We start from the raw sequence: 13,571 nt of genomic DNA, 5'->3' as shown, positions 1-13,571 counted from the left end.
CAGCGTGGCCGATCAGCGCCCGGCGTGCAGGTCGAGCTCGGCGAGCACGGCCCGGTGGTCCGTCTCCGCGAGGTCGAGGAAGCGCACCCCGCGCACCCGGAAGTCGTCGCTGACCAGCACGTGGTCGATCTGGACGTACGGCGGCAGCCGCGCCTCCCGCGGCCAGGTCGGGGTCCTGGCCCCGCCCGCGAGCCGGGCGGCGTCGTGCAGCCGGCCGGCGTCCAGGACCGAGCGGAAGGCGGCGTGGTCCTGGGAGGCGTTGAAGTCGCCGGCCAGGATCACGGGCCCGTCGTCGCGGTGCGCGGCGGCGAAGTCCTCCACCCGCCCCAGCTCGCGCTTCCAGAGGTGGACCTGGCGCGGGATCGGCGGCAGCGGGTGCGACAGCCGCAGCTCCACGGTCCGGCCGCCGATCCGCGAGGTGGCGCCGGGCATCCCCATCACGGCCGGGATCGCGGGCCGCGCGGTCAGCGGGTACGCGCTCAGGATCACCGAGCCCCTCGAGCCCTCGCCGCCCACGACGGCCCGATGGGGGTGGCTCGTGCCCAGGGCGGCGGTGAGGGTGCGGACGCAGGAGGGGCCGCACTCGGAGACGTACACGAGCTGCGGCCGCTCGCGGCGTACGGCCTCGGCCAGGGCCTCGGTGGCCTGGCCGAACTCGACGTTGGCGGTGAGCACCCGGAGCCGTTCGACGACGGGTCCGCGGGCGGTGGTCGTGTCCGGGCCGTACGGCAGGACGAACCAGGCGGTCACCGCCACGACGAGCGCCGCCCATCCGGCGAGCAGCCGCCGCCGGGCGATCACGGCGAGGAGCAGCGCGAGACCGGCCGGAAGGGTCAGCCAGGGCAGGAAGGACAGCAACTGCGGTACGGGGGTGAACGCGTCGGTGCCGAGGAGCCGGCAGCCGGTGACCAGGGTCGGTACGGCGACCAGCAGCCCGGCGGCCCAGGCGATGGTGCGTTGCCTGGGCCGTACGGGCGCGGTGGGTTCGGGCACGGAGCTCGGGGGAGCTGCTAGGACGCGGTCCACACCGTCAGTGTCGCAGTGCCTGGGCGACTTCCGCCTTCGTGTCGCCCGCGAGGGTGCGATTGCTGCGTGCCGTACCGGTCTTGGACTTCCCCGGCTCGACGCCGTCGATGTTCAGGACGACGGCGTCGAGCAGATTGCCGTCGCTGTCACGGAAGTTGACCATGATCGTGTAGTCGGCGTTCTTGTCCCTCGGGTTGGTGGCGGTGATCTCGGCGGTGGTCCGGTCTCCTTCGGCCTTCGTCGGCCCGGCCTTCACGTCGCCGGTTGCGTTCACCCCGCCCTTGACCTGGTTCATCTTCTCCTGGGCCGCCGAGGCAACGGCCGCGGTGGCGGAGGAGACGATGTCCTCGGCCTTCTGCTGGTCCTCCTCGGTGCAGCCGGTCACGGTGGGAACGGTCAGCGCGAGGAGCACGGTGGCCGAGACGGCGAGGGCGCGGGTCACACCGTGTCCTTGCCGTAGAACTCGTCCGTGGCCAGCGCCCAGATCACGAAGATCGAGATCGCCATCGAGAACAGCGCCCACCACGGGTGGTACGGCAGGAAGAGGAACTGGGCGATGACGTTCAGCGAGGCCAGGGCGATACCGGCGATCCGGCCCCATCCGGTGCCCATGAGAATTCCGGCGCCGGCGATGGCCACGACGATGCCGAGGCAGAGATGGATCCAGCCCCAGCTGGTCAGATCGAACTTGAAGATGTAGTCGCCGACGCGGGTGTAGACGTCGTCCTCGGCGATCGCGACGATGCCCTGAAGGATGTCCATGACGCCGATGACCAGCATCAGGACACCGGCGAACATGGTGCCGCCGGAGGCCCAGGCGGCGCCTGAACCGGTGCTTTGCCTCGGAGGTGCGGTGTTCTGGCTCATGCGGTCATCGTCCGGTCGCCGTCTCGGGCGCGGCTTGTTCAGCTGGGCCGAACGAGTGAACCGAGGAAGGCGTCGAGCGCCGCGTCGAAGTCGGCCGGACGCTCCAGGTTCGGCATGTGCGCGGCCCGTTCGACGATCGCCAGCGTGGAGTCGGGAAGCAGCGCGTGCATCGCCTCCGCGTCCGCCACCGGCGTGTACGCGTCGTCGCGGCCGACGACCACCAGGGCCGGTACGGAGACGGTGGTGAGCAGCGCCCGGTAGTCGGGGCGCTCGGCCCGGCCGCGCAGGGCCGCCGCCGCGCCCTCGGGGTCGGTCGCGCACATCATCCGGTGGACGTGGGGTGCGGCGTGGGTGTTGTACGGCGCGACCATCCGGTCGAGCACCTCGTCGGCGTACCCCTTCATGCCCTCGTGGATCAGCCGGTCGGCGAGGGCGCGGCGGCCGGCCTTCCCCTCCTCGGTCTCGGCGGCGGGGAAGGTGTCGGCGAGGACGAGGCCGCGGATCCGGCCGGGGAAGAGGCGGTAGCACTCCATGACGATCTGGCCGCCCATGGAGAGCCCGCCGAGGACGAACTCCTCGATGCCGAGGTGGTCGAGGAGGGCGGCGAGGTCGGCGGCGAAGGCGGAGAGCGGGGTGGTGCCGGGGACGACGGTGGTCGTTCCGTAGCCGCGCAGGTCGGGGGCGACGACCCGGTGCGTGGCGGAGAAGCGGTCGATCTGGGGCTGCCACATGGTGCGGTCGAAGGGGTGGCCGTGGATCAGGACGAGCGCGGGGCCCGTGCCCTGGTCCTCGTAGCCGATCGTGAGTCCGTTGATCTCTGCGGAGGGCATGGTCCGAAGGCTAGGCAGCCCGAACTTCTCGGTGCAATAAGATCTTTGCTCTCGGTGCAATGTGAGGGGGCCGTCGGTCGGATGGACGAGTACCGCAGGATCGCCGACCGGGTGGCGGAGCGGATCGCGGACGGGCGGCTGCGGCCCGGCGACCGGCTGCCGCCCCAGCGGGCCTTCGCCCGCCGGCACCGCATCGCCAACTCCACCGCGATCCGCGTGTACGGCGAGCTGGCCCGCCGCGGCCTGGTCGTCGGCGAGGTGGGGCGCGGCACGTTCGTCCGGGCGGCGCCGCCGCTGCCCGGGCCGGCGCTGGCCGAGGCGACCGGGGACGCTCCGGTCGATCTCCAGCTCAACTACCCGGTGGTGGAGGGGCAGTCCGAACTGATGGCGCGGGCGCTCGCGTCCCTCGCCCGACCTGATGTGCTCGCCGAGGCGACGGTGCGTCCGGCGGCGGCCGTGGGCACGCCGGAGGCGAGGGCGGCGGCGGTGCGGGTGCTCGCGCGGGCGGGCTGGGAGCCGGACCCTGACCGGGTGCTCTTCGCGGGCAACAGCCGCCAGGCCATCGCGGCGGCGATCTCCGCGCTCGTGCCGCCGGGCGGTGCGCTGGGTGTCGAGGCACTGACGTATCCGCTGGTCAAGACGGTGGCGGAGCGGCTCGGTGTACGGCTTGTGCCGATCGCGCTCGACGCGGAGGGGATGCGGCCGGACGCGCTGGCGGCGGCCCACCGTACGGGTCCGATCTCGGCCGTGTACGTCCAGCCGACCCTGCACAATCCGCTGTCCATGACGGCGGGTTCGGGGCGCAGGGCCGAACTGGCTGGCGTGCTGCGGGAGTCGGGGCTTTTCGCGATCGAGGACACCACCTGGGCGTTCCTCGTGCCGGACGGCCCGGCGCCGCTCGCCGCCCACGCGCCTGAGCGGGTGGTGCTCGTGGACAGTCTGTCCAAGCGGCTCGCGCCCGGCCTGACCGTCGGGCATCTCGTCGCGCCGGAGGGCCGGGTGGAGGACCTCGCGCGGGCGCTGCGCTCCGGCGCGTGGACGGCGGGCGGCCTGGCGCTCGCGGCGGCGACCCGGTGGGCGGCGGACGGGACGGTGGCGGAGGTCGTGGGGGCGAAGCGCGTGGACGCGGCGGCCCGGCACATGCTGGTGCGGCGGCACCTGGGGGCGTACGCGATCCGTACCTCGCCGCACGCGTACTACTGCTGGTGGGAGCTGCCGGCGCCGTGGCGGGCGGAGACCTTCGTGGCCGCGGCGGCGGAGCGGGGCATCGCGCTGACCCCGGGCACGGCCTTCGCGGTGGGCGGGAGCGGGCACGGGGCGGTGGACGCGGTCAGGCTGGGCCTCGCGTCGCCGCCCGTACGCGTCCTGGAGGGGGTGCTCGCGCGGCTCGCGGAGCTGGCGGAGGCCGGGCCGGGCGGAAACGGGTTGCCCGCATGATCCTGGACATCTAATATCCAGGACATGAGGATGAACGAGGGCGTCGAATGGGCGCTGCACAGCTGCCTCAACCTGGCCTGGATCGGGCCGGAGCGGGCGGTGACGGCAGCGCGGCTCGCGGCGTACCACGAGCTTCCCGCCGCCTACCTCAACAAGCAGCTCCAGGCCCTCTCCCGGGCCGGGATCGTCACCTCGGTCTCCGGGCCCAAGGGCGGCTTCCGGCTGGCGCGGCCGCTCGACCGGATCACCCTCATGGACGTCGTCACGGCGATCGAGGGCCCGGAGGAGGCGTTCCGCTGCTCGGAGATCCGGCAGCAGGGGCCCGGCGCCGGGCCGGCCGGGAGCTACGTCGCCGAGTGCGCGATCGCGGGCGCGATGGGCGCGGCGGAGCTGGCCTGGCGGCGGGAGCTGGCGGCCCGGACGCTGGACGACGTACGGGAGCGGGCGGAGCGCCAGGCGCCTGCGGCACCGGACCGTATCCGCCGCTGGTTCGCCAACGCCTGAGCGGTCGGCCCGGCTGTTCATTCGACGCGCCCTCCCGGCCGGGAGGGCTTTTCAAGGGGGTAATTCTGGATGTTGAATATCCAGGTTGAACGGGCGGCGTGGGCCCCGGTCGGGGCGGTCACGCTCGGCATCTTCACCGTCATGACGGCGGAGCTGCTGCCGGTCGGGCTGCTCACCCCGGTCGGGGCCGAGCTCAGCGTGTCCGCCGGTACGGCGGGCCTGATGGTGACCGTCCCGGGCCTCGTGGCCGCCGTCTCCGCCCCGCTGATCGCCCTCCGGGCGGCCGGGGCCGACCGGCGCGCGGTCCTCGTCCTGATGGCCCTCGCGCTCGGCGCCCTCCTCGGCGGGCTGCTCGTCGACGCGACCACGCTCTCCACGGTGCTCCTCACGGGCGCCGCGCTCACCCTGGCCGCCTGCCTGGCGGCCGTACTCCCCGGAAGGACACACCCGGCATGACCAGCACCGACCAGCGCTCGATCACCAACCCCGGCACGCTCCACGACCCGTCCCCCTTCGGCTACAGCCACGCCGTCTCCGCCCCCGGCGAACTCGTCTTCATCGGCGGCCAGTACGCCTCCGACGAGACCGGCGCCCCCGTGCCCGGGGACTTCGCCGCCCAGGTCGAGCTGTCCTTCACGCGCCTCCGGCTCGCGCTGGAGGGCGTGGGGCTCGGCTTCGAGCACGTCGTGCGCCTCGGCTCGTACATCGTCGACCACGACCTCGCGAAGCTGGAGGTGCTGGGCAAGGCGCTGCACGGCGCCTTCGGCGACCGGCTGCCCGCGCAGACGCTCAGCGGGGTCGCGTCCCTGGCGCTGCCCGGGATGCTCTTCGAGATCGACGCGGTCGCGGTGCGGCCGGCGGGCTGATCAGCCCGACCACCGCTGATCCAGTTGCGGGGGCAGGGGCTCCGGGTGTGCCCTGGAGGGTGCAGGGGGGCGAGAGTGAAGGAGCTCCTGCCATGGCCGCACACGCAGCGGTGCCGACGCGACGGCATATGAGTACGCACGGCTGGGGTCTGCCCGTCACGCTGGGATTCGCCTACGGCTTCTACGCGGCGGCGATCCAGCGCTCCGGTGGCGTCATCACCTGGGGCCAGGTCCTGCTCGGACTGGTCTCCGGAGTCGTGCTCGCCGGGGCGGTGTACGCGCTGCGGCAATGGGGCCGCGTCCTGCCACGTGAACTGCGCGCCGCGGCCTGGGCGGTGCTCGCCGGCTGCGCGATCGGCTTCCTCTTCAGCTTGTCGCGGGTCAGCGTGCTGTCCGCGACGGTACTGGGCCTGGTGGTGGCCGCGGCCACGTTCCTCACCGCGTTCTACCTGTTCTACACGCACGAGGACGCGTCCGGAGCGCCCACGAGCGCGGCCCCGGACCGCACTCCGGTACGGCGGCGGTAGTAGGCGACGGCGACGGCGGCGAGCAGCGGGGCCCAGGCGATCAGCGGGAGGTAGCAGGCGTAGAACAGCGCGTCCTGGACCGGGCCGTCCGTGTGCGTGCCGGCGGCGTTCTGTCCGATCCCCGCGAGCGCCACGTACGTGAACCAGCCGATCAGTGCGACGAGCCCCGTCGCCCCGCCCAGCGCGGCGGCGGTCGCGCCGCGCGGGGAGACGGCCCGCCCGCCGAGGAACGGGATCCACCGGGGGAACACCTCGCCCCAGGAGCGGACGAGCCCGAGGGTGAGGAAGGCGAGCAGCTCGCCGACGACGGTCAGAACGATCTGGTACACGTTCTGGGCGAACCCCGGGTCGTCGACCCTGGCGACGGGCAGTCCCAGCGTCAGCGCGATCCGCCAGATGCCCGAGGGCAGGACGATCAGCGGCACGGCGTGGGCGGCGAGGGCAGCCCAACGGGGCACGTCGGGCAGGGCCTTGATCTTCATCATGTCCCTCAGCGTGCCGCTGGGAGGCCCCCTCGGTCGTCGCCCCGACGGCCGTTCCGCCTCCGCCGCACGGGGGAGCCGGGCTCCTCCCCGTCCAACCCGCCCTCCGGGACCTCCGTCCTCCCCATGGCATCCCGGGCGCCTCCGTCGGAGACTGGTTGAAGCGGACCCGAACCCGGCAGCCGGGAGGACAGCGCATGACCGACCTCGCCATCGAGACCGAGGGCCTGGTCAAGGTCTTCGGCACGAACCGTGCCGTCGACGGCATCGATCTGCGCGTTCCGGCCGGCACCGTCTACGGCGTCCTCGGCCCCAACGGCGCGGGCAAGACCACGGCCGTCAAGATGCTCGCCACCCTTCTCCGCCCCGACGGCGGCCGGGCCAGCGTCTTCGGCAAGGACGTCGTCAAGGACGCCGACACCGTACGCGGCCGGGTCAGCCTCACCGGCCAGTACGCCTCCGTCGACGAGGACCTCACCGGCACCGAGAACCTGGTCCTGCTCGGCAGGCTCCTCGGCCACACCCGGCCCGCCGCCCGGGAGCGCTCGGCGCAGCTGCTCGCCGCGTTCGGGCTCGCGGAGGCCGCCGACAAGCAGATCAAGAACTACTCGGGCGGCATGCGGCGCCGTATCGACATCGCCGCGTCCATCCTCAACACCCCCGACCTGCTCTTTCTCGACGAACCGACGACCGGCCTCGACCCGCGCAGCCGCAACCAGGTCTGGGACATCGTCCGCGCGGTCGTCGCCCAGGGCACGACCGTCCTGCTGACCACCCAGTACCTGGACGAGGCGGACCAGCTGGCCTCCCGTATCGCCGTCATCGACCACGGGAAGGTGATCGCGGAGGGCACGAAGGGCGAGCTGAAGGCGTCCGTCGGCTCGGGTTCGGTGCACGTACGGCTCCGGCACCCCGAGCAGCGCCCGGAGGCCGAGCGGGTCCTCCAGGACGCCCTGAAGGCCACCGTGCAGCTCGACCCGGACCCGGTCGCGCTCACGGCCACCGTCAACGGCCACGGGACGGACCTGGGCGCCGCCGAGCAGGCCGCGCGGGCGCTGGCGGAGCTGGCGCGGGCCGGCATCACGGTCGACAACTTCGGGCTCGGGCAGCCCAGCCTCGACGAGGTGTTCCTGGCGCTCACGGACAGGCCGGCCGACGGCACCACGACCCCCGACCGGAAGGGAACGACGGCATGACCACCGTCACCACCGGCAAGGACACGCAGACCACCGACACCCTCGACTTCGTCGCCCCGAAGACGGACGAGCTCGCGGCGCTGCTCGTGGGGCAGTCCCGCCCGCCGCGTCCCAGCGCGCTCTCCGCGTCGCTGACCTTCGGCTGGCGGGCCATGCTGAAGATCAAGCACGTGCCGGAGCAGCTGTTCGACGTGACGGCGTTCCCGATCATGATGGTGCTGATGTACACGTACCTCTTCGGGGGCGCGCTGGCCGGCTCGGTCTCGGCGTACATCCAGTTCCTGCTGCCGGGCATCCTCGTGATGAGCGTCGTGATGATCACGATGTACACGGGTGTCTCGGTCAACACGGACATCGAGAAGGGCGTCTTCGACCGCTTCCGTACGCTGCCGATCTGGCGGCCCGCGCCGATGGTGGGCTATTTGCTCGGCGACGTGGTGCGCTATCTGATCGCCTCGGCGGTCATGGTGACCGTCGGCATGATCATCGGCTACCGGCCGGACGGCGGCGTGGTCGGCGTGCTACTCGGCGTCGCGCTGCTGCTGGTGTTCTCGTTCGCGTTCTCGTGGATCTGGACCATGTTCGGACTGATGCTGCGCAGCGAGAAGTCGGTCATGGGCGTCAGCATGATGGTGATCTTCCCGCTGACGTTCCTGTCCAACGTCTTCGTGGACCCGAGCACGATGCCCGGCTGGCTGCAGGCGTTCGTCAACAACAGCCCGGTGACGCATCTGGCGACGGCCGTACGCGAGTTGATGGCCGGGAACTGGCCGGCGGCGGACATCGCCTGGTCGCTGGGGTGGTCGGCGCTGTTCGTGGTGGTCTTCGGGGCGATCACGATGCGGCTCTACAACCGCAAGTAGTCAGCCGTTCCGTGGCGTGGTCTGCTGGACCGACCAGCGGTTGCCGTCCGGGTCGGCGAAGTAGACGAACGAGCCCCAGGGCTGGTCGTCGATCGCGCTGACCTCGATGCCCCGCCGGGTGAGGTCTGCGTGGGCCTCCTCGATGGAGGCGACGACGACCTGCATGTTGTCCAGGGACCCCGGCTTCATCTCCGTGATGCCCTTGCCGAAGGCGATCGAGCAGGCCGAGCCGGGCGGGGTCATCTGGACGAAGCGGATCTCGTCGCTGACCGGGATGTCGTGGTCGGCGTGGAAGCCCACCCGCTCGTAGAAGGCCTTGGCCCGGTCGATGTCGGTGACGGGCACGCCGATCAGTTCCAGCTTGATGTCCATGAAGGCATCATGCGCCCGGCGGGCCCCGGGCGCATGACGTGGCGTCACTCGGGAGGCGGCGTCACTCGCCGCGGACCACGACCACCGGACACGGGGCGTGCTGGGCCACCCTGGTGGAGACGGAGCCCAGCACCGCGGCCTTGAAGCCGGCCCGGCCGCGGTCGCCGACGACCAGCAGGGACGCGCCCTCGGCCTGGTCGACCAGGGCCTGGGCCGGGTTGCCGCCGACGACCGTGCGGGTCACGCCGGCGGCGACGGCCGGGTCCAGCGCCTTGGCCAGGGACTCGTCCAGGAACTGTTCGGCGAGCATTTCGGGGTTGAACTCCGGCGGCACCCCGGGCGCTGCCGTCCAGGTCGACGGGTACTCCCACCCGATCACCGCCTGGAGCGAGTCCCCGGTGAGGGCGGCCTGCGCGGCCGCCCACTTCAGCGCCTTCAGGGACGGCTCCGAACCGTCCACGCCCACCACGATCCTGCCGGCCATGGCCGACCTCCGTTCGTCGTACGGCACATCCGCCATCAACGTAACAAAGTGGATCAATCCAGGCGCAGATCCGCCAGCTGACGCTCGAACGGCACGACCTCGTCCTCGTCGGCCTCCCGCGCCGGCCGGGCCGCGACGAGGTCCGCGAGCTCGTGGCCCGCCCTGCCGATCCGGGACGGCAGGCCGTCGGTGTACTCGTCGCCGCCCGAACCCCAGTCCTCCGAGGCCGCGTAGACGGCGGTCGGGACGACGAGCGCCCGCAGGTAGGAGAAGAGCGGCCGCAGGGCGTGGTCGAGCACCAGGGAGTGGCGGGCGGTCCCGCCGGTCGCGCCGATCAGCACCGGCTTGCCGGTCAGCGCGTCCGGGTCGATCAGGTCGAAGAAGGACTTGAACAGACCGCTGTAGGAGGCGGTGAAGACAGGGGTCACCGCGATGACCCCGTCCGCCGCCGTCACCGCGTCGATCGTGTTCTGGAGCTCCGCCGAGGGGAAGCCCGTCACGAAGTTCTTCGCGATGTCGACGGCGTGGTCGCGCAACTCCACGACCCGGACCTCGACCGCGTACTCCTGCTCGGTGAGCCGCTCCTGGGCCGCCTTGGCGAGCCGGTCGGCGAGCAGCCTCGTCGAGGACGGGGAGCTCAGTCCGGCGGACACGGCGACCAGCTTCAGGGTCTGCATGACTTACGCCTCCTGGGGCGACGTACGGGTGAGGGCGGGGTGGAGCGGGGCGGTCTCCGGGACGCCGGCCGGCCGCAGGTTGGCGAACTCCTTGCGCAGCACCGGGACGACCTCCTCGCCGAGGATGTCGAGCTGCTCCAGGACCGTCTTCAGCGGCAGACCCGCGTGGTCCACCAGGAACAACTGCCGCTGGTAGTCGCCGACGTAGTCCCGGAAGGAGAGCGTGCGGTCGATGACCTCCTGCGGGGAGCCGACGGTCAGCGGCGTCTCCCGGCTGAACTCCTCGAGGGACGGGCCGTGGCCGTAGACGGGGGCGTTGTCGAAGTACGGGCGGAACTCCCGTATCGCGTCCTGGGAGTTCTTGCGCATGAAGACCTGCCCGCCGAGGCCGACGATCGCCTGCTCGGGCGTGCCGTGGCCGTAGTGCGCGTAGCGCTGCCGGTAGAGGCGGACCATCTTCTCGGTGTGCTGCTTGGGCCAGAAGATGTGGTTGGCGAAGAAGCCGTCGCCGTAGTACGCGGCCTGCTCGGCGATCTCGGGGGAGCGGATGGAGCCGTGCCAGACGAACGGCGGGACGCCGTCGAGCGGGCGCGGCGTGGAGGTGAAGCCCTGCAGGGCGCTGCGGAACTTCCCCTCCCAGTCGACGACGTCCTCCCTCCACAGCTTGTGGAGGAGGGCGTAGTTCTCGATGGCGAGCGGGATGCCCTGGCGGATGTCCTGGCCGAACCACGGGTAGACGGGGCCGGTGTTGCCGCGCCCCATCATGAGATCCACCCGGCCGTCGGCGAGGTGCTGGAGGGTGGCGTAGTCCTCGGCGATCTTCACCGGGTCGTTGGTGGTGATCAGCGTCGTGGACGTGGACAGGATCAGGTTCTCGGTCCGCGCGGCGATGTGCCCGAGGAGGGTGGTCGGGGAGGACGGCACGAACGGCGGGTTGTGGTGCTCGCCGGTCGCGAAGACGTCGAGCCCGACCTCTTCGGCCTTGAGCGCGATGGCCACCGTGTTCTTGATCCGCTCGTGCTCGGTGGGGGTGCGGCCGGTGGTGGGGTCGGTCGTCACGTCGCCGACGGTGAAGATCCCGAACTGCATCGTGCTCACCTCTCGATGGGGCGCTTCTCGGAGCTAGTGGTTGAATCTTAAACCATCACGCTCAACCGTGCGCCCACGTCCTGTATTCCGCGGGTCTCTCATCGCCTTCACCGTACCGGATAACTATCCGGTTATCCAGGGTGGCCGTGCTCGCCCGTACGCTGGTGGGCATGTCCGACGACTACGAGCGCTGGAAAGAGCGCGGCGTCCTCCTCCGCGTCTTCGTGTACGTCTTCGCGACGCACGCGTTCGCGGGCTTCGTCTGGCTGCTCTTCTACGTGGGGCAGAACGCCCAGAAGTGACCGCCCGGGGGCAGCGGGAAGGGCTCACGTAGAGTTCGCCGACGTGAGCACCGTTCCTCCAGCTGCGATATCGGTCGTCGGAATCGGCGCGGACGGCTGGGACGGCCTTCCCGAGAACGCCCGCCGGACCCTGCGCGACGCCGAGGTCCTGATCGGCGGCCCCCGACAGCTCGACCTGCTGCCCGTGGCCGAGTGCCCCGGTGAGCGGATCGCCTGGCCCTCGCCCCTGCGCCCGGCCGTCCCCGGCCTGCTCGCCGCCCACGCGGGCCGCTCCGTGGCCGTCCTGGCCAGCGGGGACCCGACGTTCTACGGGATCGGCCGCACCCTCGCCGAGACGGTGGGCGCCGACCGCCTGCACGTCCTTCCGCACCCCTCCTCCGCCTCGTACGCCTGCGCGCGCCTCGGCTGGCCCCTGGAGGCCGTGGAGACGGTCTCGCTGGTCGCCAGGCCGCTCGCCGCGCTCTCCGCCGCGCTCCACGACGGACGCCGGCTCCTCGTCCTGAGCGAGGGGGCCGACACCCCCGGCGCGGTCGCGGCCCTGCTGCGCGAGAAGGGCTTCGGCGGAACCCGGATGCGGGTCCTGGAGCAGCTGGGCTCCGCGCGCGAACGGATCGTCGACGGCACGGCCGACACCTGGCCGCACGAGCCGGTCGACCCCCTGAACGTGATCGCGCTCGACTGCGTGCGCTCCCCCGACGCGCTCCGGCTCGGCGCCGTACCCGGCCTGCCGGACGAGGCGTACGAGAGCGACGGCCAGCTCACCAAGCGGTACGTGCGCGCGGCGACGCTCGCCGCACTCGCCCCCGCGCCCGGGGAGCTGCTGTGGGACATCGGCGGCGGCTCCGGCTCGATCGGCATCGAGTGGATGCGGGCGCACCGCTCCTGCCGGGCGGTCGCCGTGGAGAAGGACCCCGTGCGCGCGGAGCGCATCACCCGCAACGCCTCCGCCCTCGGCGTCCCGGCGCTGCGGGTCGTCACCGCCGCCGCCCCCGACGGCCTGGCCGGTCTCCCCACCCCCGACGCCGTGTTCATCGGCGGCGGCCTGACGGCTCCCGGCCTGCTCGACGCCTGCTGGGAGGCGCTGCCCGTGGGCGGCCGGCTGGTCGCCAACACGGTGACGATGGAGTCCGAGGCGCTGCTCGCGGAGCGCTACCGCGAATACGGCGGGGAGCTGGTCCGGCTCGCCGTCGCCCAGGCCGTCCCGGTGGGCGGCTTCACCGGCTGGCGCCAGGCGATGCCGGTCACGCAGTGGTCCGTAACGAAATCAGGAGTTGGAGCATGACCGTCTACTTCATCGGCGCGGGCCCGGGCGCGGCCGACCTGATCACCGTGCGGGGCGCCCGTACCCTCGCCTCCTGCGGCGTCTGCCTGTACGCCGGCTCCCTGGTCCCCCGCGAGCTGCTCGCCGAGTGCCCGCCGGACGCGCGCCTCGTCGACACCGCCGACCTGGACCTGGACCGGATCGTCGCCGAGATCGTCCGCGCCCACGAGGCCGGCCAGGACGTGGCCCGGCTCCACTCGGGCGACCCGTCCGTCTTCAGCGCGGTGGCGGAGCAGATGCGCCGGCTGGACGCGCTGGACATCCCGTACGAGGTCGTGCCGGGCGTCCCGGCTTTCGCGGCGGCGGCCGCCGCGCTCAAGCGGGAGCTCACCGTCCCGACGGTGGGTCAGACGGTCATCCTCACCCGCATCGCCCAGCAGGCCACGCCCATGCCGGAGGGCGAGGACCTCGCGACGCTCGGCCGAAGCGGCGCCCTTCTGGTCCTGCACCTGGCGGCCCGGTACGTCGACCGGGTCGTCTCCGAGCTGCTGCCGCACTACGGCGCCGACTGCCCGGCCGCGGTCGTGGCGATGGCGAGCCGCCCGGACGAGATCGTGCTGCGGGGCACGCTGGAGGACATCGCGGCCCAGATGAAGGAGGCGGGGATCACGAAGACGGCGGTGATCCTGGTCGGCCGGACGCTGGCAGCCTCGCAGTTCCGCGACAGCCACCTCTACGACCCGGCGCGGGAGCGCCACGTCTGCTGAACCCTCCGTCCCCGGCGGGAC

The 13,571-nt window shown here is 72.3% G+C and carries 18 protein-coding genes and 1 pseudogene; 10 read left to right on the top strand and 9 right to left on the bottom strand.

The features are described 5' to 3' along the window. Positions 1-12 precede the first annotated feature (12 nt). From ABZ939_RS04855 to ABZ939_RS04840, 4 genes are read right to left on the bottom strand one after another with little or no spacing between them, the layout of a single operon-like run. On the bottom strand, positions 13-993 hold the full coding sequence (locus ABZ939_RS04855; protein WP_361849380.1) for an endonuclease/exonuclease/phosphatase family protein: 981 nt from the start codon (positions 991-993) through the stop codon (positions 13-15). A gap of 37 nt (positions 994-1,030) precedes the next feature. After that, positions 1,031-1,468, bottom strand: coding sequence for a hypothetical protein (locus ABZ939_RS04850; protein WP_361849377.1), 438 nt, complete (start codon positions 1,466-1,468; stop codon positions 1,031-1,033). Further along, the gene (locus ABZ939_RS04845) at positions 1,465-1,893 is read right to left on the bottom strand and encodes a hypothetical protein (RefSeq protein WP_361849374.1); all 429 of its coding nucleotides are present in this window, start codon (positions 1,891-1,893) and stop codon (positions 1,465-1,467) included. Before ABZ939_RS04845 ends, ABZ939_RS04850 begins: the two co-directional genes overlap by 4 nt. Positions 1,894-1,931: 38 nt before the next feature. Continuing rightward, positions 1,932-2,723, bottom strand: a complete 792-nt coding sequence (locus ABZ939_RS04840; protein WP_361849371.1) for an alpha/beta fold hydrolase — start codon at positions 2,721-2,723, stop codon at positions 1,932-1,934. Between the two features lie 81 nt (positions 2,724-2,804). On the opposite strand from ABZ939_RS04840, the gene ABZ939_RS04835 reads away from it, so the two are divergent. From ABZ939_RS04835 to ABZ939_RS04815, 5 genes and pseudogenes are all read left to right on the top strand, one after another. After that, a complete protein-coding gene (locus ABZ939_RS04835) occupies positions 2,805-4,160 on the top strand; it encodes a PLP-dependent aminotransferase family protein (protein WP_361849368.1) in 1,356 nt (451 codons plus the stop codon). Positions 4,161-4,190: 30 nt separating this feature from the next. Beyond that, positions 4,191-4,664 carry an Rrf2 family transcriptional regulator gene (locus ABZ939_RS04830; protein ID WP_361849962.1) on the top strand — a complete coding sequence of 158 codons (474 nt, stop codon included), beginning with the start codon at positions 4,191-4,193 and terminating at the stop codon, positions 4,662-4,664. Between the two features lie 69 nt (positions 4,665-4,733). Then, positions 4,734-5,000, top strand: a pseudogene (locus ABZ939_RS04825) (MFS transporter); the annotation flags it as partial. Between the two features lie 116 nt (positions 5,001-5,116). Beyond that, the gene (locus ABZ939_RS04820) at positions 5,117-5,530 is read left to right on the top strand and encodes a RidA family protein (protein ID WP_361849365.1); all 414 of its coding nucleotides are present in this window, start codon (positions 5,117-5,119) and stop codon (positions 5,528-5,530) included. A 92-nt stretch (positions 5,531-5,622) separates the two neighbouring features. Continuing rightward, complete coding sequence (locus ABZ939_RS04815) at positions 5,623-6,057, top strand: hypothetical protein (protein WP_361849362.1); 435 nt, start codon at positions 5,623-5,625, stop codon at positions 6,055-6,057. On the opposite strand, the gene ABZ939_RS04810 is transcribed toward ABZ939_RS04815, so the two are convergent. Beyond that, complete coding sequence (locus ABZ939_RS04810; protein WP_361849359.1) at positions 5,985-6,542, bottom strand: hypothetical protein; 558 nt, start codon at positions 6,540-6,542, stop codon at positions 5,985-5,987. The genes ABZ939_RS04815 and ABZ939_RS04810 overlap by 73 nt on opposite strands. Before the next feature lie 194 nt (positions 6,543-6,736). On the opposite strand from ABZ939_RS04810, the gene ABZ939_RS04805 reads away from it, so the two are divergent. Both ABZ939_RS04805 and ABZ939_RS04800 read left to right on the top strand, forming a co-directional pair. Next, positions 6,737-7,735 (top strand): ATP-binding cassette domain-containing protein, encoded by a 999-nt coding sequence (locus ABZ939_RS04805; RefSeq protein WP_361849356.1) that lies wholly within the window; start codon positions 6,737-6,739, stop codon positions 7,733-7,735. Continuing rightward, positions 7,732-8,598, top strand: coding sequence for an ABC transporter permease (locus ABZ939_RS04800; RefSeq protein ID WP_361849353.1), 867 nt, complete (start codon positions 7,732-7,734; stop codon positions 8,596-8,598). Before ABZ939_RS04805 ends, ABZ939_RS04800 begins: the two co-directional genes overlap by 4 nt. Here the strand turns inward: ABZ939_RS04800 and ABZ939_RS04795 are convergent, their stop codons facing one another. The 4 genes from ABZ939_RS04795 to ABZ939_RS04780 all read right to left on the bottom strand — a co-directional run bounded on the left by ABZ939_RS04795 (position 8,599) and on the right by ABZ939_RS04780 (position 11,220). After that, positions 8,599-8,970 carry a VOC family protein gene (locus ABZ939_RS04795; protein ID WP_361849350.1) on the bottom strand — a complete coding sequence of 124 codons (372 nt, stop codon included), beginning with the start codon at positions 8,968-8,970 and terminating at the stop codon, positions 8,599-8,601. A 61-nt stretch (positions 8,971-9,031) separates the two neighbouring features. Beyond that, the gene (locus tag ABZ939_RS04790; protein WP_361849347.1) at positions 9,032-9,454 is read right to left on the bottom strand and encodes a universal stress protein; all 423 of its coding nucleotides are present in this window, start codon (positions 9,452-9,454) and stop codon (positions 9,032-9,034) included. A gap of 53 nt (positions 9,455-9,507) precedes the next feature. Beyond that, positions 9,508-10,131, bottom strand: a complete 624-nt coding sequence (locus ABZ939_RS04785) for an FMN reductase (RefSeq protein WP_361849344.1) — start codon at positions 10,129-10,131, stop codon at positions 9,508-9,510. A gap of 3 nt (positions 10,132-10,134) precedes the next feature. Continuing rightward, entirely contained in the window at positions 10,135-11,220 is a 1,086-nt protein-coding gene (locus tag ABZ939_RS04780; RefSeq protein WP_361849341.1) for an LLM class flavin-dependent oxidoreductase, read from the bottom strand. Between the two features lie 170 nt (positions 11,221-11,390). Between ABZ939_RS04780 and ABZ939_RS04775 the strand changes: the two genes are divergently transcribed. From ABZ939_RS04775 to cobM, 3 genes are read left to right on the top strand one after another with little or no spacing between them, the layout of a single operon-like run. Continuing rightward, positions 11,391-11,522 (top strand): DUF6126 family protein, encoded by a 132-nt coding sequence (locus ABZ939_RS04775; protein WP_361849338.1) that lies wholly within the window; start codon positions 11,391-11,393, stop codon positions 11,520-11,522. A gap of 43 nt (positions 11,523-11,565) precedes the next feature. After that, entirely contained in the window at positions 11,566-12,804 is a 1,239-nt protein-coding gene (cbiE, locus tag ABZ939_RS04770; RefSeq protein ID WP_361849335.1) for a precorrin-6y C5,15-methyltransferase (decarboxylating) subunit CbiE, read from the top strand. Further along, positions 12,801-13,550, top strand: coding sequence for a precorrin-4 C(11)-methyltransferase (cobM, locus tag ABZ939_RS04765; protein ID WP_361849332.1), 750 nt, complete (start codon positions 12,801-12,803; stop codon positions 13,548-13,550). The genes cbiE and cobM overlap by 4 nt, the downstream gene beginning before the upstream one ends. The last annotated feature ends 21 nt before the right edge of the window (positions 13,551-13,571 follow it).

The organism is Streptomyces sp. NPDC046712 (assembly GCF_040645695.1).
Taxonomy (GTDB): Bacteria; Actinomycetota; Actinomycetes; order Streptomycetales; family Streptomycetaceae; genus Streptomyces.
This window is presented reverse-complemented; position numbering and strand designations above follow the sequence as displayed.